Here is a 26,509-nt window from a genome sequence, read left to right on the forward strand (position 1 = left end):
CCTCCCCTACTTGTACATGGTCTGATTCATGGTTCCGGGCGCATACGCGTCCGGGTCGACCCACACGTTGATGAGCGAGGGCAGCCCGGACTCGCGGGCTCGCTGCATGGCCGGCCCGATCTCCTTCGGGTCGCGGACCTCCTCGCCGTACCCGCCGAGCATCTTGGCGAATTCGTCGTACTTCACGTCGCCGAGCGTGTTCCCGATCCGGCCGCGCTCGTGGCCGTACTTCGCCTCCTGGCCGTAGCGGATCTGGTTCATCGACGAGTTGTTGCCGACGACACCGACGAACGGCAGCTTGAAGCGGACGAGCGTCTCGAAGTCCCAGCCCGTCAAGGAGAACGCGCCGTCACCGAAGAGTGCGACCACTTCCTTGTCCGGCCGCGCGTACTTCGCCGCGAGGACGAACGGGATGCCGACACCGAGGGTCCCGAGCGGGCCCGGGTCCATCCAGTGGCCGGGCGACTTCGGCTGGACGACGCCACCGGAGAAGGTGACGATGTCGCCGCCGTCGCCGATGTAGATCGAGTCCTCGGTCAGGAACTCGTTGATCTCGTGCGCGAGCCGCAGCGGGTGGATCGGGTTCGCGTCGGACAGCTGCCGCGGCAGCCGCTTCTGGTACGCCGCGTCCTCCTCGGCGCGCAGTTCGGCGAACCAGGCCTTGCGGTCGGTCTTCCTGACCCGGCCCGACGCCGCCTGGGTGACGGCGGCCAGGATCGCGCCCGGGTCGCCGACCAGGCCGAGGTCGATGTCGCGGTTCTTGCCGACGGTGCGGTAGTCCATGTCGATCTGGACCACGGTCGCGCTCTTCGGCAGCCGCCGGCCGTAGCCCATCCGGAAGTCGAACGGCGTACCGACGATCAGGATCAGGTCGGCGTTGTTGAACCCGTACCGCCGGGACAGGTGGAAGTGGTGCGGGTCGCCGGGCGGCAGGGTGCCGCGGGCCGAGCCGTTCATGAACACCGGGATGTCGAGCGTACGGGCGAACTCGGTCGCGGCCTCGCTGCCGCGGGAGGTCCAGACCTGGCTGCCCAGCAGGACGACGGGCTTCTCGGCCCGGACCAGCAGGTCGGCCAGCGCCTCGACGTTCGCCGGGTCGCCGATGCTCTTGGTGGAGGCCCGGTAGTGACCGGCCTCCGGGACGGTCGCCGAGTCGACCGGAACCGAGTTGTCCAGGATGTCGCGCGGGATCTCCAGGAACGACGGACCGGGCGCGCCGTTGTAGCACTCGCGGAACGCCATCGACACCATGTCGGCGGCCCGCGCGGTGTGCGGCACGGTCGCGGCGAACTTGGTGATCGGCGTCATCATGTCGACGTGCGGCAGGTCCTGCAGGGATCCCATCTTGTGCTGGTTCAGCGCGCCCTGGCCACCGATCAACAGCATCGGGCTCTCCGCGCGGAAGGCGTTCGCGACACCGGTGACGGCATCGGTCGTCCCCGGGCCGGCGGTGACGACCGCGCAGCCGGGCTTCCCTGTCACTCGCGCGTAGCCGTCAGCGGCGTGCGCGGCGACCTGCTCGTGCCGGACATCGACGACGGCGATGCCCTCGTCGACACAGCCGTCGTAGATGTCGATGATGTGACCGCCACACAGGGTGAAGATCACGTCGACGCCCTCTGCCTTCAGCGCCTTGGCGACCAGGTGACCACCTGAGATCGTCGCCGGCTCCGGCTTCGGTGAGTCGGCGGCTGGTTGGGTCTCCGACACTGTCTGCGCCATCTGCAGTCATCTCCTCGGAAGGGCCGGGGTGCGGCTTGTTGGTACAGCTTCGTCTGTAGATTGCATACCGTATGGTGTAGTCGTAGTCTTACCCCAGCCCATAGTGGTTGTCCAGAGCTCGGCACCAGGAGGCTGGGATGACGATTCACGACGAACTCGCCAGGACCCGTCAGGCTGTGCTGGCGCTGGAGAAAACCCTTGTGGCGTTGAGGAATCGGCTCTGGGGAGGCGGGGACGTCGATCACGAAGGAGTGGGAGCCCCCGGCAGACGCGCTCCGTAACGACTCCGGGCCCCGCAGACAGTGTCTGCGGGGCCCGGATCTGTGACGACCGGAATCAGTGTGGGCGAATCGCCTCGACGACTGCATCGAGGAACTGCATGGGCCGGACCAGATCGTCGTAGTCGATCGGCGGCCGCCGGGTCTCGGCCATCTCCAGGAACGCACGCAGCCCTGGTTCGACGTACGACGGGCCGAGGACGAGCTCGCGGGCCGCCAGGCCGTGCCGGCCGACGACCAAGCCGTGGAACGGCACCCGACCGTCGGGCTCCGGCAGCACGAACTGGACAACTACGCGGACTCCACCGACGTCAGCGGTTGCGACGATGGTGTCGGCGACCCGTTCCACTCGTACGTCGCCGATGACGCCGGGTGCGAGCCTGAGGGCGACGTCGACCGGGTGGATGCCGTAGAAGTAGATGCCGCCGTACTCACTGTCCGGATCGGCCGGCCCGGTCGTGATCACCGTCTGCGGTGCACCGACCGAAGCCGCCTGCTCGGCCAGCGCGTCCGTGTCCGGCACCCAGCGGACGGCCGAGGACGACGTCAACGGTGCGTCGTGTTCGCGCGCGGCGGCAACGATCGCCCGGGCGTCGGCCTCGGTACAGGCGAGCGGCTTGTCCACGAACACCGGCAGACCTTGGGCCAGGAACGGTACGGCGTGCTCCCGGTGCAGACCGCCGTGCCGATCGGTGATGATCACGGCGTCCACCAGGCCCAGCAGGTCTGTCGGTGCGTCCACGAGCCGCTCGAGCTGCCCGGTGACGCGGAGCTTCTCGTTGCGTTCACTCGCGCCGCCACTGAGGGCGACGACGCGGGTCTCGTCGGCCCGCCGCTCGACGTTCAGGTAGTCGATGATGTGGTCGACGTGGGAGTTCTCCGTCCCGATGATGCCGATGCGCACGTCAGTCTCTCCCGGTGAGGTGAACCGGAGCACCGGTCCGCGCGGACTCGTAGATCCCGAGCACCACTTCGAGCGCACGCCTGGCGTCCCGGGTGCCGATCGACGGCGGGCGGCCATCGCGCACCGCCTCGATGAAGTCGAGGTACTGATCCCGATGCGCGTCGGCGACCGACTGGGTCACGCTCGCCCCACCCGCCGGCTGCCCGTCCGCGACAGACTGGGTCTCGGCGGTCGACTCTGCGTCGGCGGCGTCGAAGACGATCAGGTCGTCGTTCTCGATCACAGCGCTGCCGCGGTCGCCGTACACGGACAGCCGCACCGGCCGGCCCGGGTAGGCCGACGTGGTGGCCACGATCGACCCGATCGCCCCACTGCGGAACCGCACGGTCGCCGCCACCGTGTCCTCGACCTCGATCCGATCATGCGCGAGCCGGTCGCTGTACGCCTGTACCTCGACGGGGTCGCCCAGCATCCACAGCAGTAGGTCGACCACGTGGATGCCTTGGTTCATCAGCGCTCCGCCACCGTCGAGCGCGACCGTGCCACGCCAGCCGCCGGAGTCGTAGTACTCCTGCGAGCGCCAGAAGGCCGACTCGGCAATACCAGTGGTGATCCGGCCGAGCCGGCCGTCGGCGACAGCTTGGTGCATGAAAGCCGGGGCGTGCTGGAACCGGCGCTGACTGATCACGGCCACGGTCAGCCCGGTCTGCTGCTCCGCGTCGATCAGCCGGTCGGCCGCTGCCAGCGTCACGTCGATCGGCTTCTCCACGATGACGTGCTTCCCCGCCTCGAGCGCGGTGATGGCAGCGTCGGCGTGATATCCGCTGGGCAGGCAGATGCTGACCGCGTCGATGTCCGGCCGGGCGCAGGCCTGCTTCAGGTCCGTCATCGGCTCACCGCCGTACTTGTCGCTCAGCGCGATGGCTCGATCCGCCTCCACATCGACGACAGCGACCAGCTCCGAGCCCTCTGGGAGGGACGTGATCAGGCGGGCATGGGTCTCACCGATGACTCCGGCCCCCACCACTGCGAACTTCATCCGGCCTGTCCTCTCTGTTCGTCGGTCCACGGCAGCACGACTCCACCGGCGTCGGCGCTCTGCTGGGCGAGCAGCGCGACCCGCGTCGCCACGAACCCTGCCGCCGTACTGGTCTCGGGCTCGCGGCCGGCCGCCAGGGAGTCGAGCGCCTCAGCCGCCGGGCGCCGACCGGGCGGCAGCTCCACTTCCCAGGGCGGGCGGTCAGTGGTTGCCGCGATCAACTTGTTCTGCGCCCAGAACAACTCCGCCGTGCCCTCGGTGCCGGTGAGTCGCATCCGGTAGTCACCGTGGTACGGCGATGCCGCGGGCGTCAGCCAGTTGACCTCGATCGTCGCGACCACCGTCCCTGCTCCGAGCAGCAGGGATCCGTGCAGCGCGAACTCGGGATCCGTGCTGTCGGCCAGCCCGGCGACCGTTCCCTCGGTCGCTCCGGACAGCAGCAGGACGAGGTCGATGTCGTGGACGGCGAGATCGCCGAGGATCCCGCCGTACCCCTTCCTGGTGAGGAACCAGTCCGGCCGAGTGGAGCGGTTGAGCTTGTGCGGACCGGTCGACGCGACTTGCACCAACTCTCCCAGCGAGCCGTCGGCCAGCAACGCGCGAGCAGCCAAGGTCTCGGGATAGTTCCGCTTCTCCAGCAGCAGGGAGACGAAGCGACCGGTCTCGCGCTGCGCGGCCTCGATCGCGTCGAGCTCGGCGAGCGTCGTACAGAGAGGCTTGTCGGCCAGCACGTGCGCACCGGCGCGGAGCGAGTCCACGATCGCCCCGGCCCGGTCCGCGTAGATGCCGGCGATCATGACGACCTCGGGCCGCAGTTCGTCGAGCAACCGCCGGTGGTCCTCGTACGCCGGTACGCCGAACTCGCCGGCGTACTGGCCCGCCGTCGCCGGATCCGGATCAGCGACGGCGACCAGCACGAGGTCCTCGCGCAGTGTCACCTCGTCCAGCGCGTACCTGACATGGGCGTGCGCGGCGCCGATCACGGCCAGCCGGAGGGGTGCGGGCATGGGCCGAGTCAACCCTGCAACCGGTTGCTACGTCAAAGGTCAGACCGGCGCGCGCCCGCCTCCCACGATCGATGGACTGGCGGTGACAGCGGAGCCGGCCACCGCCAGACACTGTCTCAGCAACCCGCGCAGCCGTACGTCGTCCGCGGCGCGGGCCGTCACGGACACGGCTTCGGCGGCATGGTCGGGCGCGACGAAGGTCCGGTAGAACGACTCGCTCTGGCCAACCCGATCCAGAACCGGAAACCACCAGCGCGCCGATCCCGCCGGCTCATCCTGCCCGGTGAGGAAATGGAGCGCGGTCTGATGCGCCCTCGAGAGTCTCCTCCCCTCGTCCGCCGTCAGCTCCCCTCCCACCAGCGCCGTGGACACGCACAGCGAGACCAGCCGGGCCGTCGATTCCAAGCCGGGCTGCGCGGTGCCGAGGAAGCTCGGCGCCAGCGGCAACAGCGCACGGCGCCCGGCCGAACTGCTGTGGTCGTGGACCGCCCTGGCGACCGCACTCAGTGTCGGATGCACGCAGCTCGGGCGATCCGTCCAGGGCTCACGGGCCAGCTTCGACACCAGTTCCATCACACACGGATCGGGCCGGGCGACCTTCCCGTAGCCGTTCACTCGCCGGACCGCACTGTTCCGCTGACCGGCGTACCCAGCTGTGGCCGGACCGGTAGTGCCGGTCGCCCGGGTTGTTTCAGCAATCGCACACTCAGTGCGGTGATCACGCCGAGTAGCCCGGCGCCGAGGAACAAGGGCCGGTAGCCGATCTCGGCGATCAGGGACGCGGTGACGCCAACTCCGACCAGTCCGCCGACGGCCTTCGCGGAGTACAGGATCGCCTGGTTCTGCAGCAGACTGTTCTCGCCGAAGAACTCGAGCACCAGGTTGGCCATGATCGCGTAGAACGCGCCGCCACCGAGACCGGCGAACATCGCGCACAGCACGAACAGCCAGCCCGCACCCGCCTCGCCTGCCACGACCAGGCCCACATGGGTGAATCCTTCGACCATCAGTACGGCGGCCAGCACGCGGCGCCGGCCGAACCGGTCGGAGAGGTTACCGGCGAACGACCTGCCGAGACCGTTGACTGCGGCAAGCATTCCGGCGGCGAAGCCCGCTGCCGCCATGCCCAGCCCGGCCGTCACCGCGTAGCTCACGACGAAGGCGATGCCGAACAACGACAGCGCCGTACACAGAGCGAGCGTCAGCCACATCAGCGGCAGCGCACCGGTCCGCATCGCCTCGGCCGGGCGGTAGTGCCGGACCGCGGGGGCGTTGTGCGGGATGCTCCGGTTCAGCTTCCGGTCGATGGCCCACGCCTGCGCGTCGATGTCGGCCGGCCACCAATGCCGCGGCGGATCCTTCAGCAACCCACCCGCGGTGACCACGACCGCCACCGCGACGATCGCGGTCAGATCGAACACCAGCCGGCGTCCACCGGGCGAGTCGACCAGCGCCAGCAACGCGATACTCGGTACGGCGCCGACCGCGAAACCACCGGTGACGAAGCCGATCGTGGCAGTACGCCGATCCGGGAACCACCGGGCCGACGTGGTGATGCACGCGGCGTACACCAGACCTGCGCCGCTGCCGCCGAGCAGTGAGTAGCCGAGGACGACAACGAAGTAGCTGCCCGCATGGGCGAGGGTCGCGAGCCCGATGGCCGCGAGTACACCTCCGACGATCACCAGTTGCGTCGGTGTGGCACGGCGTACCCGATGGGCCCAGGCGGCCGGGATGGCGACCAGGGCCTGGCAGGCGACGAAGACCGCCAGCAGCCACATGGTCTGGGTGAAACCCCAACCGCGGTCGGCGTCGAGACCGAGCGCTGCGGTGCCGAAGGAGTACTGCAGTGGGCTGATGGCAACCATGCAGGCCCAGGCGGCCCACAGTTGCCAGCGCCGCGAATGTCCGGTCAGATCCCGGGCCTCCTCGCCGATCCGGTACTGCCGGCCGTAGACGTCACGCACGTCCCGGGGCGAGGGCATCACGTGATTCATATCGCCTCCTGACTACTGCATACCGTATGAGATCTGTGGTACTCCTCCGCGTCGGCGTTGTCCAGAGCTCGGAGCTCTTGTGAACGAGAATGCATACAGCATACAGTCGCCATACGACCGGCCAGCGATCGGAGGACTTCCTCGTGGACCTGATGGAGTACCAAGCCAAAGAACTCTTCGCCCGGCACGGCGTTCCGGTGACGCTCGGACGGGTGATCGACGACCCGGCCGACGCCGCCGCGGCGGCCGCGGAACTCGGCGGCCGGGTGGTGGTGAAGGCGCAGGTGAAGACCGGCGGCCGCGGCAAGGCCGGCGGCGTCAAGCTGGCGGCCACGCCTGACGAAGCGGTCGCGAAGGCCGGCGAGATCCTCGGCATGGACATCAAGGGGCACACGGTGCACCGGGTGCTGCTCGCGCCGGCCGCGGCTATCGCCGAGGAGTACTACTTCTCCTTCCTGGTCGACCGGGCCAACCGCAACTACCTGTGCATCGCGAGCACCGAAGGCGGTGTCGAGATCGAAGACGTCGCGCACACCAACCCGGACGCGATCGCGAAGGTCGCCATCGACCCGGCCGTCGGCGTCGACGACGCCAAGGCCGCCGAGATCGTGGCGGCGGCAGGCTTCCCGGTCGGTGCGGAGTACGTCGTGCGCAAACTGTGGGACGTGTTCATCGCCGAGGACGCCTCGCTGGTCGAGGTGAACCCGCTCGTCAAGCTGGCCGACGGCACGCTGGAAGCCCTCGACGGCAAGGTGACGCTCGACGAGAACGCGGCGTACCGGCATCCGGACCACGCGGGCTTCGAGGACAAGACTTCCGCGGACCCACTCGAGGCTGCGGCCCAGGCCAAGGGCCTGAACTACGTCAAGCTCGACGGCTCGGTCGGCATCATCGGCAACGGTGCCGGCCTGGTCATGTCCACGCTCGACGTCGTCGCGTACGCCGGTGAGGCGCACGGCGGTGTGAAACCGGCGAACTTCCTCGACATCGGCGGTGGTGCGAGCGCCGAGGTGATGGCGAACGGACTCGGCATCATTCTGTCCGACGCGCAGGTGAAGAGCGTGTTCGTGAACGTGTTCGGCGGGATCACCGCCTGCGACGCGGTCTCCAACGGCATCGTCCAGGCGCTCGAGTTGCTCGGCGATCAGGCCGACAAGCCGCTGGTCGTCCGGCTGGACGGCAACAACGTCGACGAGGGCCGCAAGATCCTTGCCCAGGCCAATCATCCGCTGGTGACCGTGGTCGACACCATGGACGGCGCCGCCGCCCGCGCGGCCGAGCTGGCCGCCGTCGCGGCGCAGAACTGAGAGGTGGGACAGAGATGGCGATCTTCCTGACCGAGAAGAGCCGGGTCATCGTGCAGGGCATGACCGGCTCCGAGGGACAGAAGCACACCAGCCGGATGCTTGCCGCCGGCACCAACATCGTCGGTGGCGTGACGCCCGGCAAGGGCGGTCAGTCGGTCGACTTCGCGAAGCGCTCGATCCCTGTGTACGGCTCGTGCGCGGACGCGGTGAAGTCGACCGATGCGGACGTGTCGGTCGTGTTCGTGCCGCCTCGCTTCACGCTGGGCGCCGTGACCGAGGCCGTCGACGCCGGCGTACCGCTGGTCGTGGTGATCACCGAGGGCATGCCGGTCCAGGACACCGCCACGTTCTTCGCGCATGCGCAGGCCGCGGGAACTCGGGTCATCGGCCCGAACTGCCCGGGGATCATCAGCCCAGGACGTGCCAACGCCGGCATCATTCCCGCCGACATCGCGGGTGCGGGCCGGATCGGTCTGGTGTCGAAGTCGGGCACGCTGACGTACCAGATGATGTACGAACTGCGGGACTTCGGGTTCTCCACCGCGATCGGTATCGGTGGTGACCCGATCATCGGGACGACGCACATCGACGCACTACAAGCCTTCCAGGAGGACCCGGACACCGACGCGATCGTGATGATCGGTGAGATCGGTGGCGACGCCGAGGAGCGGGCGGCCGCGTTCATCAAGGCGAACGTGACCAAGCCGGTGGTCGGCTACGTCGCGGGCTTCACCGCGCCGGAGGGCAAGACGATGGGCCACGCCGGCGCGATCGTGTCCGGATCCTCGGGTACGGCGGCCGCGAAGCAGGAGGCCCTCGAGGCCGCCGGCGTACGCGTTGGCAAGACCCCCACGGAGACCGCGGATCTGATGCGCGCAGTGCTCGCAGTGGAGGAGGTCGGCGTCTGACGGCCCCGCTGATCACGTCCGGGGCGGTGCTGTGCTGCCCCGGACGACCAGCTCGGTCGCCACGGAGACCGGGCTGTGGTGATGCTCCCCCGCCTGGATCTCGCTGATCAGAGCGTCGACGCTGTGCCGTCCCACCTCCGCGAAGGACTGACGGACGGTGGTCAGCGGCGGCCAGAAGTGGGCGGCTTCTTCCATGTCGTCGAAGCCGACCACGCTGACATCGCCAGGCACGGCGCGGCCACGCTCGTACAAGGCACGGAGCAGTCCGAGGGCCATCTGGTCGTTCGCCACGAACACTGCCGTCACGTCGTCATTGGCAGCCAGACCCCGCCCGGCCTCGTACCCGGAGCTGGCGGTCCAGTCGCCGTCGTGCACGGGCGGCACCTCGCAGCCGTGGTCGAGCAGCGTCTGCTCCCAGGACTGCCGGCGCCGGTCGGCCGCGAACGACGTCGGCGGGCCGCCGAGATGCCAGACCGTTCGGTGTCCCAGCTCCAGCAGGTGTTCCGTGGCCAGCCGCGCGCCTTGCGCCTGGTCGGTGTCGACGATCGGGTAGTCGTAGTGGGCACTCGAGTCGACGACCACGACCGGCAGTCCGTCCGGCAGTTGTACGCCGGCCTCGTCCAGGGTGTGCGCCTCGATCAGGATGATCACGCCGTCCACCGCCTGCTCACCCAGGCGGCTGAACGCGTTCGTCACCGCGCGCTGGCTGACGTCCAGCACGGGCAGCAGGTTGATCGAGTAGCCGCTCATCGTCGCCGCTTTTGCGATCGCGTCGAGGGTGCGCGTCGTACCGAAGCTGGACAGCTCGAAGACGATCGCGCCGATGCTGCGGAACTCGCCGTTGCGCAGAGCGCGGGCGGCGCCGTTCGGGCGGTAGCCGAGCTCGCGCATCGCGGCCCGGACCCGGTCCCGGGTCACCGCGTCGACGTTGTGCCGGTCGTTCGCGACCCGTGACACGGTCTGCCCGGACACGCCGGCCAGCCGGGCCACGTCGGCCATCGACGGACCGCGCCGCCGCCGTACCAATGGAACCTCCGCTGCCATGACCCCTCCCTCGCGTTGCCTGGAGTCTAGACATGTTGACGTAAACACGTTACCGTCACGCCGTCGATGTTGACGTCAACATTGCGCGCGTCGCGGTGACGCGGGAGCGAGAGGAGGTCGACGGACGTATGGCGCAGTCCGTGGCCCAGGACCACATCAGACCACTGCGCGCGACCGGCAGCCGACGGCGCCGGGCCGGCCAGGACGGCAAGGGGTGGCTCTTCGTCGGCCCGTTCCTGGCCGTGTTCGCGCTCACCTTCCTGGCCCCGATCGGGTACGCGATCTATCTCAGCCTCTTCCGCGAGCAGGCGTTCTTCGGCGGCCGCGTGTTCGTCGGGCTGGACAACTACGTGGACGCGATCCAGGACTCGAAGTTCTGGGAGGCGTTCGGCCGGGTCGCGGTCTTCCTGGTCGTGCAGGTGCCGGTGATGCTGATCCTCGCGCTGCTGGCCGCGCTGGCCATCGACAGCGCCCGGCTGCACGCCGCGAGCTTCTTCCGGATCGTGATCTTCCTGCCGTACGCCGTCCCGGGCGTGGTCGCCGTGCTGATGTGGGGCTACATCTACGGCAACAACTTCGGGCTCGCCGCCGACCTGAACGATCTCTTCGGGACCACCGCGATCCAGCCACTGAGCGGGACCTGGATGCTGCCGTCGATCGCCAACATCGTCACCTGGGAGTTCGTCGGCTACAACATGCTGATCTTCTACTCGGCGCTGCGCACGATCCCCGGCGAGCTGTACGAGGCGGCCGCGATCGACGGCGCCGGGACGTTCCGGACCATCCGGGCGGTCAAGCTGCCGGCGCTGCGCGGCGCCATCGTGATCGCGACCATCTTCTCGATCATCGGCAGCTTCCAGCTGTTCAACGAGCCGAACATCCTGCGCACGCTGGCGCCGAACGTGATCACCACGTACTACACGCCGAACATGTACGCCTACAACCTGTCCTTCGCCGGGCAGCAGTTCAACTACTCCGCCACGATCGCGATCGTGATGGGCGTCATCACCGCGATCATCGCGTACGTCGTCCAGCTGCGCGGATCCCGGGAGGCCTTGTGAGTACGATGATCTCACCGCTGCGCCCGAAGCGATCACGACTGCTGACCGGCGTGATGGTGGTCTACCTGGTCTACACCCTGGTGCCCTTGCTCTGGTTGTTGCTCAGCGCAACCAAGACCCAGGCGGACCTGCTCTCCAGCCCAGGCCTGTGGTTCGGCAAGAGCTTCGCGTTCTTCACCAACATCAAGGACACCCTCACCTACAACGACGGCATCTTCCTGCGCTGGCTCGGCAACACGGTGCTCTACGTGGTCGTCGGTGCCGGTGGGGCGACCTTGCTCGCGACCGCGGCCGGCTACGGCCTCGCGAAGTACAAGTTCGCCGGTCGACGCGCCGTCTTCGCGGTGCTGCTGGGTGCGGTCGCCGTACCCGGGACCGCGCTGGCCGTGCCGACGTTCCTGATGTTCTCGAATCTCGGGCTGACCAACACCGTCTGGGCGATCATCGTCCCGTCCCTGGTGAGCCCGTTCGGGCTGTACCTGATGTGGGTCTACGCGACCGACGCCGTACCCCACGAGCTCCTCGAGGCGGCCCGGATCGACGGTGCCGGGGAGGTCCGGACGTTCTTCACCGTCGCGTTACGACTGCTTGCCCCGGGCATCGTCACGACCCTGCTCTTCGCGGTCGTGTCGACCTGGAACAACTACTTCCTGCCGCTGATCATGCTCAGCAAACCCAACCTCTACCCACTCACGGTCGGGCTCACCCAGTGGAGCAACCAGGCGACCGGCGTGGGTGCCCGCCCCATCTACAACCTGGTGATCACGGGGTCGTTGCTGACCATCGTTCCCCTCGTGGTCGCCTTCCTCCTCCTCCAGCGGTTCTGGCAGTCCGGCCTGTCCGCGGGCTCCGTCAAATAGTTCTGGGTCAAGTGAAAGGGAACACCATGAAGTCACATCGGCCACCTTGGCACCGCATCCGGCAGCTGGTGGTTGCCGGAGCCGCCCTCACGGCGCTCGCGGCCGTGGCCGCCTGCGGCGGATCGAAGACCGACAGCGGCAGCGGGAGCCAGACCACCGGCTCTCCCGACGCCGTCAACGCCGCGCTGCAGAAGGGCGGCACCATCACCTACTGGAGCTGGACGCCGTCGGCCGAGGCACAGGTGAAGGCGTTCGAGGCGCAGTACCCGAACGTCAAGGTGAACTACGTCAACGCGGGCACCGGCAACGACCACTACACGAAGCTGCAGAACGCGATCAAGGCCGGTTCGGGTGCTCCCGACGTGGCGCAGATCGAGTACCAGGCACTCCCGCAGTTCGCGCTGCCCGGCTCGCTCGTCGACCTGAACCAGTACGGCTTCAGCCAGTACGAATCGGCGTACACCGCCTCGACCTGGGCCGCCGTGCACGCCGGCGACGGGCTCTTCGGTCTGCCGCAGGACTCCGGGCCGATGGCGCTGTTCTACAACAAGGACGTCTTCGACAAGTACGGCCTGACCGTGCCGAAGACCTGGGACGAGTACGTCGCCGCGGCCAAGAAGCTGCACGCGGCCAACCCGAAGGCCTACATCACCAACGACTCCGGTGACGCCGGCTTCACCACGTCGATGATCTGGCAGGCCGGTGGTACGCCGTTCAAGACCGACGGCAAGAACATCAGCATCAACCTACAGGACGACGGCTCGAAGAAGTGGACCGGCACCTGGAACCAGCTCGTCGAGGGCGGGCTGGTCTCCGCGATCCCGGGCTGGACCGACGAATGGTTCAAGGCGCTCGGCGACGGCACCATCGCGACCCTGCCGACCGGCGCCTGGATGCCTGGTGTGATGGAGGCGTCGGTCAAGGCCGGCGCAGGCAAGTGGCGGGTCGCCCCGATGCCGACGTACGACGGCCAGCCGGCCACCGCGGAGAACGGCGGCAGCACCGAGTCCGTCCTGAAGCAGAGCGCGAACCCGGCGCTGGCGGCCGCGTTCGTGCGCTGGTTGAACCACGACGAGGGCGTGAAGCCGTTCCTCGCGAGCGGCGGCTTCCCGGCGACCACAGCCGACCTCAAGGACCCAGCGTTCGTCGGCAAGGCCAGTGCCTACTTCGGTGGTCAGAAGATCAACGAGGTGCTCACCGGCGCGGCCGGAACGGTCGTCAAGGGCTGGACCTACCTGCCGTACGAGCTGTACGCGAACAGCATCTACGGCGACACCGTGGGCAAGTCGTACCAGGCCAAGTCCGACCTGGACTCCGGCTTGAAGTCCTGGCAGGACGCCCTGGTTGCCTATGGCAATCAGCAGGGCTTCCAGGTGAACGGCTGACCTGTGTCCCACTTCGCGATCGGTGAGTCCGACTTCCTCCTCGACGGCGCGCCCTTCCGGATCCTGTCCGGGGCACTGCACTACTTCCGGGTGCACCCGGACAGCTGGGCCGACCGGATCGAGAAGGCCCGCCTGATGGGGCTCAACACCATCGAGACGTACGTCCCGTGGAACGCGCACAGTCCCCGGCCAGGTGTCTTCGGCACCGCGGGGATGCTCGACCTCGAGCGGTTCCTGCGAGAGGTTGCCGCGGCCGGCCTGTACGCGATCGTCCGGCCCGGGCCGTACATCTGCGCGGAGCGGGACAACGGCGGCCTCCCCGCCTGGCTCTTCCGGGAGCCGGGCGTGGGGGTACGCCGCAACGAACCGCGGTTCCTGGCCGCGATCGAGGAGTATCTGGACGCCGTACTGCGGATCGTCCGGCCGCTGCAGGTCGACCAGGGTGGACCGGTCCTGCTGGTCCAGGTGGAGAACGAGTACGGCGCGTTCGGTGACGACCAGACTTATCTCAAGGCGGTCGCCGAGATGATCCGGAACGCCGGGATCACGGTGCCGCTGGTGACCGTCGACCAGCCGGTCGACGCGATGCTCGCGGCCGGCGGCTTGGACGGCGTACTGCGGACCGCATCGTTCGGGTCGCGGGCGGGTGAGCGGCTCGCGACGTTGCGGACGCACCAGCCGAGCGGGCCGTTGATGTGCATGGAGTTTTGGGAGGGGTGGTTCGACTATTGGGGCGGGCCGCACCACACGACCGACGCGCCCGATGCGGCGGCTGAACTCGACGCGCTGCTGGCAGCCGGAGCATCGGTGAACATCTACATGTTCCACGGGGGCACGAACTTCGGGCTGACCAGTGGGGCCAACGACAAGGGCGTCTATCGCCCGATCATCACGTCGTACGACTATGACGCGCCGCTGGACGAGGCGGGGAACCCGACTGCGAAGTTCCACGCCTTCCGCGAGGTGATCTCGCGGTACGCCCCCATCCCCGACGTTGTCCCGGCGTCGGGGGTGCGTGCGCCCGAGACGTCGGCGGTGCTCGGCTCGCCGGTGCGGCTGCTCGCCGATCCGGATGCCTGGGGCAACTGGACCTCGTACGACGTTCTTCCGACGCTGGACGAGCTCGACGCACGGTTGGCGTTGTTCCGCACCGAGGTCGCCGCGGAGGAGCCGGTGCTTCTGAGTGTCGGCGAGGTGCGAGATCGGGCGTACGTGTTCCTGGACGGTGCTCCGGTCGGTGTCCTCGACCGGGAGCGGCACGACCGTGCGTTGATTCTGCCGCATGGTGGGCAGCTCGAGATCGTCGTCGAGGACCAGGGGCGGGTGAACTATGGCCGGCGTATCGGCGAGCCCAAAGGGTTGATCGGTTCGGTCCGGCTGGGCTCGACCGAGCTCACCGGGTGGTCGGTCTGTGCGATTGATCTGGAGGCTGTGCCGCGGTTGTGGGACTCCGCGGAGCCGGATGCCCTCGGTGTCGGCCCCACGGCCTGGCGGGCGTCGTTCGACGTCGAGCAGCCGGTGGACCACTTCCTGTCAACCGTTGCTTGGGGCAAGGGGATTGCCTGGGTGAACGGGTTCAACCTCGGGCGGTACTGGCGCCGGGGTCCACAGGAGACGTTGTACATCCCCGGGCCGGTACTTCGTCCTGGCCTCAACGAACTCGTCGTGCTCGAACTGGACGTGATGGCCGAGCCGGTGGCGCACTTCGTAGCCAGGCCTTCGCTGGGGCCTCTCGAACTGTAGGTGGAACAGGTGGGTCCGGCGTCGCTGTGGCCGGACCCACCTGGCTCAGGGACGCACCGGCGCAGCGGCAGCCGGCACGGGGGCTGATGTCGGGGCGGGGGCTGATGTCGGGGCGTGGGCCAGCGACGGGCCGGTGCCGATCTTGCTGGCGAGCAGGTCGGCGACGGCGTGGACCGCGCGCAGGGTGGGCGCCTTGGTAGCGGTGAGGTCGGCCAGTTCGACGACGGCGGCGAGGATCACGTCGAGCTCGAGCGGCTTGTCCTTCTCCAGGTCCTGGAGCATCGAGGTCTTGTGCTCACCGACCCGCTCGGCGCCGTTGATCCGCTTGTCCACCGAGATGTCCGGGTGACAGCCGACCGCGGCCGCGATCTCCAGCGTCTCCTCCATCATCAACCGGATCATCGCCCGCGTCCCCTGGTGCTGGGCGATCTCCACCATCGTCGCCCGCGCCAGCGCGCTGATCGGGTTGAACGCCGCGTTGCCGAGCAGCTTGATCCAGATGTCCTTGCGGATATCCGCTTCGACCGGACACTTCAGCCCACCCGCGATCATGGCCTCGCTGAACGCCGTACACCGGTCCGAGACGCCGCCGCCGGGTTCACCGATCGAGAAGCGCGTGCCTTCCAGATGGCGCACGACGCCAGGTCCCTCGAGCTCGGTCGAGCAGTAGACGACACAGCCGACCGCACGGTCGAGCGCCAGCACCCGGGTGACCGAGCCCTCGGGGTCGACGGACTCGATCCGGCGGCCATCGTACGGTCCCTTCAAGCCGTGGAAGTACCACCAGGGGATGCCGTTCTGGGCGGCGATGACGACGGTCTTGTCGTGCAGCAACGGCTCGACCAACGGGCCGGCGCCGGCATAGGAGTTCGCCTTCAGCCCGAGAAAGATGTAATCGACCGGCCCGACCTCGGCCGGGTCGTCGGTGGCCGGCGTCCGTGCCTCGAAGTCGCCGCGCGGACTGAGCACCTTCACACCGCCGGAACGGATCGCGTCCAGATGGGCGCCGCGGGCAACCAAATGGACCTCCGTCCCACCGCGGTGCAGGGCCGCGCCGACGTACGCGCCGATCGCACCGGCGCCGAGAACCGCAACTTTCATGGCTACCTCCTCAGTCCCTCGAGCCGGCTGGTGTGGGCACCGGGTGCCGTACGTCGTACTCGCTCACGTTGTCGATCTCGGCGCCTTGGATCTCCACTGCGACGCGGGCTGCGGTCATTCGGGGCATACGTGCTCCAATCGGGCGGCTCAGCTCGTACTGCGGAGTGCGATCAGCATGCGTGTCCACCTTCCGGAGGGCTTGTATACCGGATACAGTAGGCTGGCGCCTATATCCGGTCAAGGGCATGACGCAGATCACATTTTCGGTCAGCGCCCGCCCGATGAATCCGGGCCGTCCCGGCGGTACGTACCCGTGTCAGTTCTTCACGACAAAAGGGAGTTCGTCATGGGACGCGTCATCGTGATCGAGTTCGTCAGCCTGGACGGCGTGGTGTCGGATCCGGACAGCTCGGCCGGTACCCCGGGCGGCGGCTGGGCGTTCCGGCACGGGCCGGAGACCGTGGCCGGGGACAAGTTCCGGCTGGGCGGGGTGATGGACGAGGGCGTGATGCTGCTCGGCCGGACCAGCTGGCAGCTGTTCAGCCGGCTCTGGCCGAACCGCACCGACGAGTTCTCCACCCGGATGAACAAGATGGCCAAGGTGGTCGCCTCGCGCACCTTGACCGACGTGTCCGCCTGGTCCAACTCGAGCGTGCTCGACGGTTCGCTGACCGACTACGTGAAGGCCGAGACACGCGACATCGTCGTCACCGGCAGCCTGAGTGTCGTCCGCGCGCTCCAGGCTGCCGACCTGATCGACGAGTACCGGCTGCTCACCTTCCCGTCGATCATCGGCACCGGCACCAAGTTGTTCCCGGCCCTGGAATCACCGGTGCACCTGCGGCTGGCCTCGGTCGACCAGGCCGGCGCGGCGACCCTGGCGACGTACCAGCGGTCAGAGAGTGAGAGCTAGCCCGAACGCCGCGAAGACGGCCTCGTCCTGGAAGACCCGGTTGTGGCTGATGCCCGCCGCGGTGATGGTGAACACGTGCAGGGTGTGCAGCCTGTGTACGTCACCCTCACCGCGGTAGACCGCGATCCCGGCCTGGCCGTTCGCCGCGATCGGGAACACCCGCCAGTCGGTGCCGCGCAGTGCGAAGACCCGCGCCACGAATCGCAGGTGGTCCTCGCGTCCGGCGTACCAGTTGTAGAACGGCGGCATCTCCAGTACGACGTCCGCAGTGAGCAACTCGGCGAACGCACCGACGTCCGCCTGCTCGAAAGCAGCGATGTACTTCTCGACGATCTGCCGGGAGCGCGGGTCATCGGGCTCAAGTACGTCGTCCTCGGCCAGCCCGGTGTCGGCCAGCTTCGCGCGGGCACGCTGCAGCGCACTGTTGACCGCAGCCGGCGTCACCTGGAGGGCGGTCGCGACCTCAGCCGCCGACCAGTCCAGTACGTCGCGCAGGATCAGTACGGCGCGTTGTTTCGCGGGCAGGAACTGCAGTGCGGCGATCAGGGCGAGCCGCAGGCTGCCGCGCTCCCCTGCCACCGTCGCGGGGTCGTCCGGGAACGGCTGCAGCCACGGCACCTCCCCACCGCGGACCAGTGCGCCCTCCGGGTCCTCACCGCGGGCGACCAGCCCGGACGGCAGCGGGCGGCGTGCGCGGTTCTTCAGCTCGGTCAGGCAGGTGTTCGTAGCGATCCGGTAGAGCCAGGTGCGCAGCGATGCTCTGGTCTCGTCGTGCCGGTCGAAGGCGCGACAGGCCCGCACCATGGTTTCCTGCAGCAGATCCTCCGCGTCGTGGATCGAGCCGGACATGCGGTAGCAATGCTGCAGCAGTTCCCGCCGGTACGGCGCCGTCCGCGTCTCGAAGGTCTGCTCGAAGGTCACTGGACCATTGTGTTGGCAGGATGTGGCGATGACCTGGCCGCGGATGGTGTGGATCGGCGGGGCGCCGGGAGCGGGAAAGTCGACGATCGCGCGGGACCTTGCGCGACGCTCGGACCTGCCGCTACATCCGGTGGACCTGTGGACGTACGACCATGTCGGGCGGATGCCATCGATGGGGTCGCTGGCTGAGGATCTGGCCGAGGGGCCGGAGTACGCCGCTGACGCGTTCGTGCGGATCGCGCGCACGCGGCTGGAGCTCGTTGCCGAGGACGTGCGGGCGCGCGGGCTGGGCGACGTACCGGCTCTGGTGGAGGGGCCGCAGTTGTACCCGTCGATGGCCGATGAGTCGGTGATGGCAGCGGTGTGGCTGGTGCCGGATGCGGAGCAGACGCGGCGGGCGCGGGAGGAGCGGCTGGCCCAGGCGCACGATCCCGCCGGGCGTGCCCGGTTGGAGGGTCTGCTGGCGCGGGATGCCGTACTGGCTGAGCTGGTTCGACGTGAGGCGGTGGAGCATGGGCGGACACTCATCGAGGTGCCGGCCACACCGGACTGGGCCGGCATCGGTCGCGGTGTGGAGTCTGCACTGGGCGACCTGCCGCGGTTGCCTGCCGGTACGGCGTTGAGCGCGCAGCGGCAGTTCGAGAACGCGGCTGCCTGTCGTCAGGGACGACTGTGGCAGGCGGACATCGGGCTGGCGGAGCTGCCGCCGTACCCGTTCGCATGCGAGTGCGGCACCTCCGGGTGCGCCGAGACCTGGTCCGGGACACCCGACGCGTACGACGCGGTCGACGGGCTACTCGTCACGCATTAGGAGTGGGTCGCGCGGAGGGCCAGGGCGAGCTCCTCCAGTGCCGGCAGCGCGTCGATGATCTGCCGGGCCGACTTGTCCGGCAGCTCGTCGAGGCAGGCACCGATCGCCTCGGTGCGCAGCAGTTTGACCCGCTCGTGCACCTCGCGCCCGGCCTCGGTCGCCTCGACCTGGATCACCCGCAGATCCTCCGGGTTCGGGTCGCGCTGGATCAGGTCGAGCTCCGTCAGCCGGCCCACGACCCGGGACAGCATCGTCGGGTTGACGCCCTCGAGCTGCGCCAGCTCGGTCAGGCCGAGCGGACCGCGGAACGCGATCAGGCCCAGCACGGACGCCTGCGTCGGCGTCAGCCCTTCGCCGGTGGCCGTGGCGTTGAGCTCCCGCGCGAGCCTGGAGATCACGCCGCGGAGCCGGCTCAACGTCTCGGTGTCCGTCATGTCACCCCTTTATTGCCTGCCGGCAAGCAATGTAATCTGTTCATCGATGGAATCGTCGAGTGCACCCCAGGAAATCGCCAAACCGGCCGCGGACGAACCACTGGCCCACCGGCGGGTGGTCTTCGGCATCGTCTCGATCGCTCTCCTGATGGCCTCGATTGATCAGACCATAGTGGCGACCGCGCTCAACGCCATCCGCGGCGACCTGAACGCGGAGCTGACCTGGAGCGGCTGGACGATCACCATTTACGCGCTAGGCCAGATCATCGTCATGCCGCTGGCCGGCCGGCTCGGTGACCAGTTCGGCCGGCGGCGGATCTTCCTCGGCGCGGCGGTGCTCTTCACCATCGCCTCACTGCTGTGCAGCCTGGCCGACAGCATCTACCTGCTGGTGGTGTTCCGCGCCCTGCAGGCGATCGGCGGCGGCGCCTTCATGCCCACCGCGACCGGCATCGTGTCCGACCAGTTCGGGCGCGAACGGGACCGGGCGATCGGCATGTTCACCTCGATCTTCCCGATCGGCGGCATCCTCGGCCCGATCATCGGCGGCATCATCGTCACCTACTGGTCCTGGCGGGAGATCTTCATCGTCAACGTGCCGATCGGCGTTCTGCTGATCGTGCTCGGTCTGCGGTTCATCCCGCGCGGTGTTCCGCAACGCGCCGCGCGCGTCGACGGGGTCGGCGCCGTACTGCTGGGGCTGACCATCCTGTTCGGAATGTACGGGATCACGCTGCTCGGCGGGAGCGGCGCGACGCCCGCCGATCCGTTCTTCATCGGCGCCGAGGTGATCGCGATCGTGCTCGGCGTCCTGTTCGTCCGGCACGCGAACCGCCGGGCCGCGCCGTTCATTCCGATCTCCTTGCTGCGCGGTCGCGGCTTCGGGGCGATGAACGCGATCAACTTCCTGTTCGGCGCCGCCGTCCTGGGCTTCGGCGCGCTGGTTCCGCTCTATGCCGAATCGCGCTACGGGATCCAGCCGCTCCAGGCCGGAACGTTGCTCACGGCAAGGGCCGTCGGGATGATCTGTGTGGCCGGACTGGCCGTCTTCGCGCTGCGCCGGACCGGGTACCGGACGCCGATGATCGGTGGGTTCGTGCTGGTCGCGGCCGGGATGACGGTGATGTCGGTGGCCCCGCACGGACTGACGCCGTACGCGTGGCTGGCGCTGGCGGCGGGGATCACCGGCATCGGGATGGGGTTGTCGATCCCAGCGTCGAACAACGCCAGTCTGCAGCTGGCGCCGGCGCAGATCTCGGCCATCGCCGGGCTGCGCGGGATGTTCAGGCAGTCGGGTGGCATCGTCGCGGTTTCAATCACCACCGCGCTGCTGGCGCACGCCCAGAACGGCGGGCTGGCCCAGGCCAACAGCTTCGTCGTCTTCGCCGTTGTACTGCTGCTGATCCTGCCGCTGACCCTGTTCGTGCCCGACCACCGTGGCTCCTGGTGATCACGCCTCGGACGCTCAGGTGTGCTACGGTTTCCAGCGGTTGCAGTTTTGCAGTTCCACGTACGTTCAAGACGCCCGCGGATTTGTGATCCGCCGGGCGTTTTCTCATTCCGGGCCTGATCGAGGCCTTGTGTGGGAGGGCTGGTTGCGGCAACCGACACCCATCAGGACCCACAGAAGGAACAGATCATGGCTAGCGGCACAGTGAAGTGGTTCAACAGCGAGAAGGGCTTCGGCTTCATCTCCCAGGATGACGGCGGCGCCGACGTGTTCGTGCACTACTCGGCGATCGCGTCGAGCGGCTACCGCTCGCTGGACGAGAACCAGAAGGTCGAGTTCGACCTGACCCAGGGCCCGAAGGGCCCGCAGGCGGAGAACGTCCGCCCGCTCTGACCTGAGCACACAGCAGCCCCGGCCGATCCTCGGCCGGGGCTGCTGTCATGTGGTCCAGAGGTACTCGCCGTCGTCCAGTTCGTCCGTGCGGGTGAGACCGGCGGCCGTGGTGACTGCTGCCGACGCGGCGTGGTCCGGGTGAACGTGGGCGATGATGCGCTTCATGCCCTGCTCGTTCAGCCAGGCGACCAGGCCCTGAGCGGCCTCCTTCGCGTAGCCGCGCCCCTGCCACTGGGTGCCGATGACCCACGCGATCTCCGCCGTACTGCCGGTGACGGTGGCTTGCACGTAGCCGACGAGCTCGTCGTCGTGCTGGATCACCCAGTTCAGCCAGTGCTCATCGGGACGCCCCGGTCCCTCGAGCTGGCGCCGGTAGCGGGCCTCGATGCGTTCGACCGTCGGCGGTTCACCACCGATGAAGGTGTAGAGCGCGGGATCGGCCAGCACCTTGGCCATCTGCCCGGCGTACTCGACCTTCAAGGGGAGCATTGCCAGGCGGGCGGTCCGGAAGGGCGTGATCACGGCTCAACCGTAGCGCCGCGCATTCGTGTGCAGGTCGAACTGCGGACTCCGGTGGCCGTCCGCCTCGTACGGCGCCACCCGCTCCTCGTAGTGCAGGTAGGTACCGGCTGCAGCCCCCAGCCGGTCCCCTGTCTCCACGGTCTCCCCCTGGTTGACCGTGACATCGCCCAGATGGTCGTAGACGTGCCAGATGGCGTTCGACTCGACCACGACCTCACCGGCACCGGCCTGGATCACCACACCGGCCAGGGTCGCCCTGACCGGCGTACCAGGTTCGGTGCGGTAGTCGCGACCGGAATGACCCGCGTCCCCGAACTCGCGGACCACCACAGGGTTGTGCACCGGCGCAGCCATCCTCAGATCGTGACGCGGGACCTTCAGGCAGCCTTAAAGCCGGGCCGGGACGGCCGGATAGGGCGCAGGCTCGACTTCGAGCTCGGCCATCCGCTGCACATAGGTGCGGTACGCCCGACGGGCCTCACCGTGCGCGCCACTCGCCTGGAACGCCGACACCAGGCCCAGATGCGCGCGCTCGTCGTACTGGTCCCGATGCAGGATCCGCAGCAGATACCCGGCCGCCGCGTCGGGGTCACGCCGCCCGCGCTCGGCCAGCACCCGTGCCACCCGGACGTAGAGCGCCCGCGCCTCCTCCCGCATCCCCGCGGCCCAGTCCGCGAACACGTCCTCTTCCAGGAAGTCCCCGCTGTACGCCGCCTCGGCCGCGCGGAGCAACCGCAGATCGCCGGTGTCGAGGCCCTCCCGCGCGTCATGCAGGAACAGCTCCACGTCCACGGCCGCTTGCTCCCCATCCAGCCAGATCGTCGCGCGGTCCGCTCCGACGAAGCCGTCCGGCGGGTACCTCTTGTTCGGGTCCAGCACCGAGCGGACGGTCGACAGCGCCACCGACAGGCGGGGTGAGGCGACCGCCTCGTCCTGGTCCGGCCAGAGCAGATCCAGCAACTGGACGCGGGCGACCGGATGGCAGCGGCGGGCGACCAGGATCTTCAGCAGGTCGCGTGCCTTCTTCGACGGCCACTCCCCGAGCTGGATCGCCTTGCCGGCCCTCAGTACGCGGAAGCCGCCGAGGCACTCGATGCGGACCGGCGCCGGACCGGTCGCGTCACTGGTCGCGAGCGCGGCTGCCGCGTAGCGCGTTGCGCCTGCCGCCAGGAATTGCTGGTGTGCGCGCAGGGCGAGCTCACGACGTTCTGGACCATTGGTGCGCCCGGCAAGCATCAGTTCGGCCCGCGCCTCACCCAGTTGGTCGCCCAACTCACTGCGGATGTTGAGCACCTCGTGCAGGACCTCGCCACCGCCTGCTGCGGCGTACAGCTCCAGAGCATCGGCGAGACCGGCCCGGTCGCGGCGCTTGCGGCTGATCGCGGCAGCCTCCTCTGCGGTCGCCGCCGCCTCGGTCTGATTGCCGGCGTGCAGGGTGACCCAGCCGAGAGCGACCAGTGCGCCGGACAGACCGAGGACTGGGCCGTAGTCGACCGCCTGGCGTGCCAGTGTGGCCAGCTCAGCGGCTCGCTCCGGTTCCTCCACAGCGAGGACCCTGGCCAGCCCGGCCAGCGACGGTACGAGGGACTGCATGTCCCTGGTCTCCTCGGCCATCGGGATGGCTTCCTCGAAACACGCCCTGGCCATGGCGCGGTCGCCACGCTGGCGGTAGACCTCGCCCAGGACCGACAGCGGCTGAGCGACCCGTTTGGACTCCAGCTTCTGGTACAGCGCGCGGGACGCCTCCAGCTCGCCGATGGCCTCGTCCAGCCGGCCGAGCCTGAGCAGTGCCTCGCCTCGGTTGTTCAACGCCAGCGCCCGGAACACTGCGAAGCCCGCGCGATCTGCGAGCTCCAGCGCGATGTCCAGCTCTTTCAGGCCGAGTGCGTAGTCGCCTTCGGAGATGTGGTGCGAGGAGCGGTTCACTCGGATCCGGATCGCCTGCAGCAGGTCGCCCGCACGCTCCGCATACTCGAGCGCCCGCACATAGTGGGAGGAGTTGCCGCGGGGGTCGCTGTCCACCGCTGCCAGCATCGCGAGGACCGTGTGCACGATTGCCAGCGCCCTGTCGTCGCCGGAAACCTTGGCGGTCTCGTACGCCGCGGTGATGAGCGCGCGGCACTCATCGAACTCGCCACGCAGCCAGTGCGCACCAGCCCACCAGGCTTGCAGGAGCGCCTCGTCCGTCGGGTGCCGTCCGTCGATCCGTCCACGCTGGTACGTCGCGATCGCCACGTCGGTCTGGCCACGCAGATGATGGATCAGGCCCAGCCGCCAGGCGATGGCGACCGGGATCTCGCCCTCCGGCTCGATGATCCGGTCGAAGCACTCCATCGCGCCCTGCCAGTCACCGAGGACCTGCCGAGCTTCGCCCTCCAGTTGGTCCATCGCGGAGTCGCGCAGCCCAGCGGGCAGCGCGCCGACGGCCGCGACCACGGTCTCGGCCATGCCGCCGCTGACCATCGCATGCCCGCGTTCGGTCAGCATGCAGGCCGCCCTCGCCGCGTCGACGGCCTGGTAGCACGCCAGTGCGTCGCGATGCTCCCCTACGGACTCGAACCACTGCCCGGCTTGCAGCGACAGCTCAGTCAGCTCGCGTTCGTCGACGACCAGTCTGTCGGTGGCGAAGTTCTTCACCAGCGGATTGAGCTCGTAGCCGTCGTCCTCGCCGGTGGACACGAGCAGTCCGCGCGTGCGGAGCTGCTGCAGCGTTTCTGTGCTGTCGGTGAGTCCGATCGCCTTGCACAGCTCCGCACCGAACCGGGGTAATACAGCCACGCCGGCGACCAAGCGTCGTACCGCTGGAGGCTCGGCCGCGAAGACCTCTTCGGCCAGGTAATCGTAGAGCGGACCGTCTGAGCGCAGAGCCCGGCGCAGGCTAGTGGCGCGCTGGTCGGCGGGTACGGTCCGCAGTGCTTCCACTGCCAGACGTACGGCGGCCGGCCAGCCCTGGACCGCGGACTGGAGTGGCTCGGCGAGATCCTCAGTGCCGTCGCCGAGGACGTTCTCCAGTACGGCGAGCGTCTCGGCGACTGTGAACGCGAGAGCGGTGGCGTCGATCTCCAGCACCTGGCCGCGGCCGCGGAGCCGGTCGATACCGAAGGGCATCGGGGTGCGGGAGGCAACGACCACGTGCAGGTTCGGCGGGGCGGTACGGATCAGGCCCTCGATCAGCTTCGTGGCGGGCGCGGCCGGGTCCAGCTCGTGCAGGTCGTCGAGGACGAGCACGAGGTCGTTGGTGAGGTTCGCGTCCAATGCATCGGCGAGCAGAGCGGCGTACGCGAGGGCTCTGGTCTGTTGCTCGGCGTCGGCGTCCGGTCCGCGGGGGCTCTGCAGCTCGGCCGGAATGGTGTCCAGTTCGGGCACTTGCCGCCGGAGCGCAGCGACGAGGCCGGACACCATGGCGGACAGCGAGCCGTCCTCGGCGCGCACGGTGTGCCAGGCACAGGCTCGTCCCGCCGCCCATGAGCCCAACAGCGTCGACTTCCCGAACCCAGCGTCCGCCACCACCGTCAGCAGCCGTCGCTGAACTCCTTCATCCAGCAACGCCAGCAACCTCGGCCGCCCCACCGTCCCAGACTCCACCCGTCTCACCTCCCCAGAATCCCCAACAGGACAGCACCCTGGAGACGCAAGCCGCAACCGTGCTGACCCCGATCTCCCCCACCACAGACCAAGCCTCCCGCCACCGCCGGGCACGCTCCCGTCCAGCCCGGGAAGGCCACCTCTGGCCCGCGGGTAGTTGCCGGAATGGCAAATGAATGTGGGAAAGCAGCAGTCGTCGGCGGAGACTTGAGGGCATGGTGCAGATTGATTGGGCAGAGCAGGCTGGGCGGTTGCGGACTTCGGCGGAGGGGGAAGCGGGCTGGAACAGGACGGTGGCGACCAGTCTGGTCCGCGAGACCGACAAGGTGGCGGTGGACGTCGGCTGTGGTGGCGGCGGGATGGCCAAGGCGCTGGCAGAAGCTCTGACAGCCGATGCGACTGTCGTGGCGATCGACTCGGACCCCGACGTACTGGAGCAGGCGCGGGAGCACACGGCAGGTGCAGTCCGGTGCGAGCTGGCTTCTATGGATGACGGTGCCGAGCCGTTGCGCAAGGCAATCGACGCACCGGCGGACCTGATCTGGGCGGCCGGCGCAGTGCATCACGCAGCCGACCAGCAGGCGGCGGTCGACGCGCTTGCGTCGCTTCTGGCACCAGGCGGGCGGCTGGCGCTCGCGGAGAGCGGTCTGCCGGCCCGCAGCTTGCCGTGGGACCTCGGTGTAGGCGAGCCGGGACTCGAGTTGCGGCTCGATCACGCGCAGGACCGCTGGTTCAAGGCGATGCGTGAGTCGCTGCCGGGCACAGTGCCGATGCCGTACGGCTGGACCGACGCGCTCACCCGCGCCGGCCTCAGCGACGTCACGACGCGCAGCATCCTGACGGAGACGCCGGCGCCGCTGTCCGACGACGAGCGCGACCGCCTCGTCACTCAGTTCCGGCACCGGGTCGAGCGCCTCACCCTCGACGCCGAACCCACGCATGGGCACGGCCACGGCCATGGCCACGGTCACGTTAGCCCAGAGGACGGTGAGTGGTTGAGCCCGGAGGATCTCGCCACCTGGGAACGGCTTCTGGACCCCGACGGCGACCAGTACCTCGGCCGTCGTACCGATCTCTTCGTCCTCTCCGTCCGCAGCATCCACCTCGGTCACGCACCCCGCTGA

24 protein-coding genes are annotated in these 26,509 nt (G+C 68.7%); 11 read left to right on the forward strand and 13 right to left on the reverse strand.

What is annotated here, in order from left to right:
• Positions 1-6: 6 nt before the first annotated feature.
• From OG817_RS24825 to OG817_RS24850, 6 genes are all read right to left on the reverse strand, one after another.
• Positions 7-1,722, reverse strand: a complete 1,716-nt coding sequence (locus OG817_RS24825; RefSeq protein WP_406047026.1) for a thiamine pyrophosphate-binding protein — start codon at positions 1,720-1,722, stop codon at positions 7-9.
• Between the two features lie 336 nt (positions 1,723-2,058).
• Complete coding sequence (locus OG817_RS24830) at positions 2,059-2,904, reverse strand: Gfo/Idh/MocA family protein (protein ID WP_406047027.1); 846 nt, start codon at positions 2,902-2,904, stop codon at positions 2,059-2,061.
• Position 2,905: 1 nt separating this feature from the next.
• On the reverse strand, positions 2,906-3,943 hold the full coding sequence (locus OG817_RS24835; protein ID WP_406047028.1) for a Gfo/Idh/MocA family protein: 1,038 nt from the start codon (positions 3,941-3,943) through the stop codon (positions 2,906-2,908).
• The gene (locus OG817_RS24840) at positions 3,940-4,950 is read right to left on the reverse strand and encodes a Gfo/Idh/MocA family protein (protein WP_406047029.1); all 1,011 of its coding nucleotides are present in this window, start codon (positions 4,948-4,950) and stop codon (positions 3,940-3,942) included. The genes OG817_RS24835 and OG817_RS24840 overlap by 4 nt, the downstream gene beginning before the upstream one ends.
• A gap of 39 nt (positions 4,951-4,989) precedes the next feature.
• Positions 4,990-5,565, reverse strand: coding sequence for a hypothetical protein (locus OG817_RS24845; protein ID WP_406047030.1), 576 nt, complete (start codon positions 5,563-5,565; stop codon positions 4,990-4,992).
• Positions 5,562-6,947 carry an MFS transporter gene (locus OG817_RS24850; RefSeq protein ID WP_406047031.1) on the reverse strand — a complete coding sequence of 462 codons (1,386 nt, stop codon included), beginning with the start codon at positions 6,945-6,947 and terminating at the stop codon, positions 5,562-5,564. The genes OG817_RS24845 and OG817_RS24850 overlap by 4 nt, the downstream gene beginning before the upstream one ends.
• A 143-nt stretch (positions 6,948-7,090) precedes the next feature.
• Between OG817_RS24850 and sucC the strand changes: the two genes are divergently transcribed.
• Together sucC and sucD are read left to right on the forward strand one after the other, a co-directional pair.
• Positions 7,091-8,254: an ADP-forming succinate--CoA ligase subunit beta gene (sucC, locus tag OG817_RS24855; protein WP_406047032.1), complete on the forward strand. Its 1,164-nt coding sequence runs from the start codon at positions 7,091-7,093 to the stop codon at positions 8,252-8,254.
• A gap of 14 nt (positions 8,255-8,268) precedes the next feature.
• The gene (sucD, locus tag OG817_RS24860) at positions 8,269-9,162 is read left to right on the forward strand and encodes a succinate--CoA ligase subunit alpha (protein ID WP_406047033.1); all 894 of its coding nucleotides are present in this window, start codon (positions 8,269-8,271) and stop codon (positions 9,160-9,162) included.
• A gap of 12 nt (positions 9,163-9,174) precedes the next feature.
• On the opposite strand, the gene OG817_RS24865 is transcribed toward sucD, so the two are convergent.
• Positions 9,175-10,206, reverse strand: coding sequence for a LacI family DNA-binding transcriptional regulator (locus OG817_RS24865; protein WP_406047034.1), 1,032 nt, complete (start codon positions 10,204-10,206; stop codon positions 9,175-9,177).
• 128 nt (positions 10,207-10,334) lie between these two features.
• On the opposite strand from OG817_RS24865, the gene OG817_RS24870 reads away from it, so the two are divergent.
• Genes OG817_RS24870 through OG817_RS24885 form a run of 4 tightly spaced genes read left to right on the forward strand, consistent with a single transcriptional unit; the run spans position 10,335 to position 15,255 of the window.
• Entirely contained in the window at positions 10,335-11,267 is a 933-nt protein-coding gene (locus OG817_RS24870; RefSeq protein WP_406047035.1) for a carbohydrate ABC transporter permease, read from the forward strand.
• Between the two features lie 5 nt (positions 11,268-11,272).
• Positions 11,273-12,127, forward strand: coding sequence for a carbohydrate ABC transporter permease (locus OG817_RS24875; RefSeq protein WP_406057492.1), 855 nt, complete (start codon positions 11,273-11,275; stop codon positions 12,125-12,127).
• Between the two features lie 26 nt (positions 12,128-12,153).
• Complete coding sequence (locus OG817_RS24880; RefSeq protein WP_406047036.1) at positions 12,154-13,512, forward strand: ABC transporter substrate-binding protein; 1,359 nt, start codon at positions 12,154-12,156, stop codon at positions 13,510-13,512.
• 3 nt (positions 13,513-13,515) lie between these two features.
• Positions 13,516-15,255: a glycoside hydrolase family 35 protein gene (locus tag OG817_RS24885; RefSeq protein ID WP_406047037.1), complete on the forward strand. Its 1,740-nt coding sequence runs from the start codon at positions 13,516-13,518 to the stop codon at positions 15,253-15,255.
• A gap of 45 nt (positions 15,256-15,300) precedes the next feature.
• Here the strand turns inward: OG817_RS24885 and OG817_RS24890 are convergent, their stop codons facing one another.
• A complete protein-coding gene (locus OG817_RS24890) occupies positions 15,301-16,356 on the reverse strand; it encodes a 2-dehydropantoate 2-reductase (RefSeq protein WP_406047038.1) in 1,056 nt (351 codons plus the stop codon).
• Positions 16,357-16,702: 346 nt separating this feature from the next.
• Here OG817_RS24890 and OG817_RS24895 point away from each other — a divergent pair, with 346 nt between their 5' ends.
• On the forward strand, positions 16,703-17,269 hold the full coding sequence (locus tag OG817_RS24895) for a dihydrofolate reductase family protein (RefSeq protein ID WP_406047039.1): 567 nt from the start codon (positions 16,703-16,705) through the stop codon (positions 17,267-17,269).
• Here the strand turns inward: OG817_RS24895 and OG817_RS24900 are convergent.
• Positions 17,252-18,190 carry a sigma-70 family RNA polymerase sigma factor gene (locus OG817_RS24900; RefSeq protein ID WP_406047040.1) on the reverse strand — a complete coding sequence of 313 codons (939 nt, stop codon included), beginning with the start codon at positions 18,188-18,190 and terminating at the stop codon, positions 17,252-17,254. The two genes, OG817_RS24895 and OG817_RS24900, sit on opposite strands and share 18 nt — an antisense overlap.
• 28 nt (positions 18,191-18,218) lie before the next feature.
• Here OG817_RS24900 and OG817_RS24905 point away from each other — a divergent pair, with 28 nt between their 5' ends.
• Positions 18,219-19,001, forward strand: coding sequence for a hypothetical protein (locus OG817_RS24905; RefSeq protein ID WP_406047041.1), 783 nt, complete (start codon positions 18,219-18,221; stop codon positions 18,999-19,001).
• Here the strand turns inward: OG817_RS24905 and OG817_RS24910 are convergent.
• A complete protein-coding gene (locus tag OG817_RS24910; RefSeq protein WP_131364116.1) occupies positions 18,998-19,435 on the reverse strand; it encodes a MarR family winged helix-turn-helix transcriptional regulator in 438 nt (145 codons plus the stop codon). The genes OG817_RS24905 and OG817_RS24910 overlap by 4 nt on opposite strands.
• Positions 19,436-19,481: 46 nt before the next feature.
• Here OG817_RS24910 and OG817_RS24915 point away from each other — a divergent pair, with 46 nt between their 5' ends.
• Complete coding sequence (locus OG817_RS24915) at positions 19,482-20,885, forward strand: MFS transporter (RefSeq protein WP_406047042.1); 1,404 nt, start codon at positions 19,482-19,484, stop codon at positions 20,883-20,885.
• A gap of 189 nt (positions 20,886-21,074) precedes the next feature.
• Positions 21,075-21,278: a cold-shock protein gene (locus OG817_RS24920; protein ID WP_131364121.1), complete on the forward strand. Its 204-nt coding sequence runs from the start codon at positions 21,075-21,077 to the stop codon at positions 21,276-21,278.
• Between the two features lie 45 nt (positions 21,279-21,323).
• Here the strand turns inward: OG817_RS24920 and OG817_RS24925 are convergent, their stop codons facing one another.
• From OG817_RS24925 to OG817_RS24935, 3 genes are read right to left on the reverse strand one after another with little or no spacing between them, the layout of a single operon-like run.
• Positions 21,324-21,800 carry a GNAT family N-acetyltransferase gene (locus tag OG817_RS24925; protein ID WP_406047043.1) on the reverse strand — a complete coding sequence of 159 codons (477 nt, stop codon included), beginning with the start codon at positions 21,798-21,800 and terminating at the stop codon, positions 21,324-21,326.
• Between the two features lie 3 nt (positions 21,801-21,803).
• On the reverse strand, positions 21,804-22,154 hold the full coding sequence (locus tag OG817_RS24930; RefSeq protein WP_406047044.1) for a peptidoglycan DD-metalloendopeptidase family protein: 351 nt from the start codon (positions 22,152-22,154) through the stop codon (positions 21,804-21,806).
• Positions 22,155-22,187: 33 nt separating this feature from the next.
• Positions 22,188-25,385, reverse strand: coding sequence for a tetratricopeptide repeat protein (locus OG817_RS24935; RefSeq protein WP_406047045.1), 3,198 nt, complete (start codon positions 25,383-25,385; stop codon positions 22,188-22,190).
• A gap of 215 nt (positions 25,386-25,600) precedes the next feature.
• On the opposite strand from OG817_RS24935, the gene OG817_RS24940 reads away from it, so the two are divergent.
• A complete protein-coding gene (locus OG817_RS24940; RefSeq protein ID WP_406047046.1) occupies positions 25,601-26,509 on the forward strand; it encodes a class I SAM-dependent methyltransferase in 909 nt (302 codons plus the stop codon).

Origin of the sequence: Kribbella sp. NBC_00889 (assembly GCF_045207705.1) — a bacterium.
Taxonomy (GTDB): domain Bacteria; phylum Actinomycetota; class Actinomycetes; order Propionibacteriales; family Kribbellaceae; genus Kribbella.

Coding starts and splice junctions, on each gene's coding strand:
- OG817_RS24940 (WP_406047046.1), top strand. CDS start 25,601: ATGGTGCAGATTGATTGGGCAGAGCAGGCTGGGCGGTTGCGGACTTCG.
- OG817_RS24930 (WP_406047044.1), bottom strand. CDS start 22,154: ATGGCTGCGCCGGTGCACAACCCTGTGGTGGTCCGCGAGTTCGGGGAC.
- OG817_RS24825 (WP_406047026.1), bottom strand. CDS start 1,722: ATGGCGCAGACAGTGTCGGAGACCCAACCAGCCGCCGACTCACCGAAG.
- OG817_RS24835 (WP_406047028.1), bottom strand. CDS start 3,943: ATGAAGTTCGCAGTGGTGGGGGCCGGAGTCATCGGTGAGACCCATGCC.
- OG817_RS24870 (WP_406047035.1), top strand. CDS start 10,335: ATGGCGCAGTCCGTGGCCCAGGACCACATCAGACCACTGCGCGCGACC.
- OG817_RS24850 (WP_406047031.1), bottom strand. CDS start 6,947: ATGAATCACGTGATGCCCTCGCCCCGGGACGTGCGTGACGTCTACGGC.
- OG817_RS24895 (WP_406047039.1), top strand. CDS start 16,703: ATGGGACGCGTCATCGTGATCGAGTTCGTCAGCCTGGACGGCGTGGTG.
- OG817_RS24915 (WP_406047042.1), top strand. CDS start 19,482: ATGGAATCGTCGAGTGCACCCCAGGAAATCGCCAAACCGGCCGCGGAC.
- sucD (WP_406047033.1), top strand. CDS start 8,269: ATGGCGATCTTCCTGACCGAGAAGAGCCGGGTCATCGTGCAGGGCATG.
- OG817_RS24890 (WP_406047038.1), bottom strand. CDS start 16,356: ATGAAAGTTGCGGTTCTCGGCGCCGGTGCGATCGGCGCGTACGTCGGC.
- OG817_RS24905 (WP_406047041.1), top strand. CDS start 18,219: ATGACCTGGCCGCGGATGGTGTGGATCGGCGGGGCGCCGGGAGCGGGA.
- OG817_RS24880 (WP_406047036.1), top strand. CDS start 12,154: ATGAAGTCACATCGGCCACCTTGGCACCGCATCCGGCAGCTGGTGGTT.
- OG817_RS24875 (WP_406057492.1), top strand. CDS start 11,273: ATGATCTCACCGCTGCGCCCGAAGCGATCACGACTGCTGACCGGCGTG.
- OG817_RS24840 (WP_406047029.1), bottom strand. CDS start 4,950: ATGCCCGCACCCCTCCGGCTGGCCGTGATCGGCGCCGCGCACGCCCAT.
- OG817_RS24865 (WP_406047034.1), bottom strand. CDS start 10,206: ATGGCAGCGGAGGTTCCATTGGTACGGCGGCGGCGCGGTCCGTCGATG.
- OG817_RS24920 (WP_131364121.1), top strand. CDS start 21,075: ATGGCTAGCGGCACAGTGAAGTGGTTCAACAGCGAGAAGGGCTTCGGC.
- OG817_RS24910 (WP_131364116.1), bottom strand. CDS start 19,435: ATGACGGACACCGAGACGTTGAGCCGGCTCCGCGGCGTGATCTCCAGG.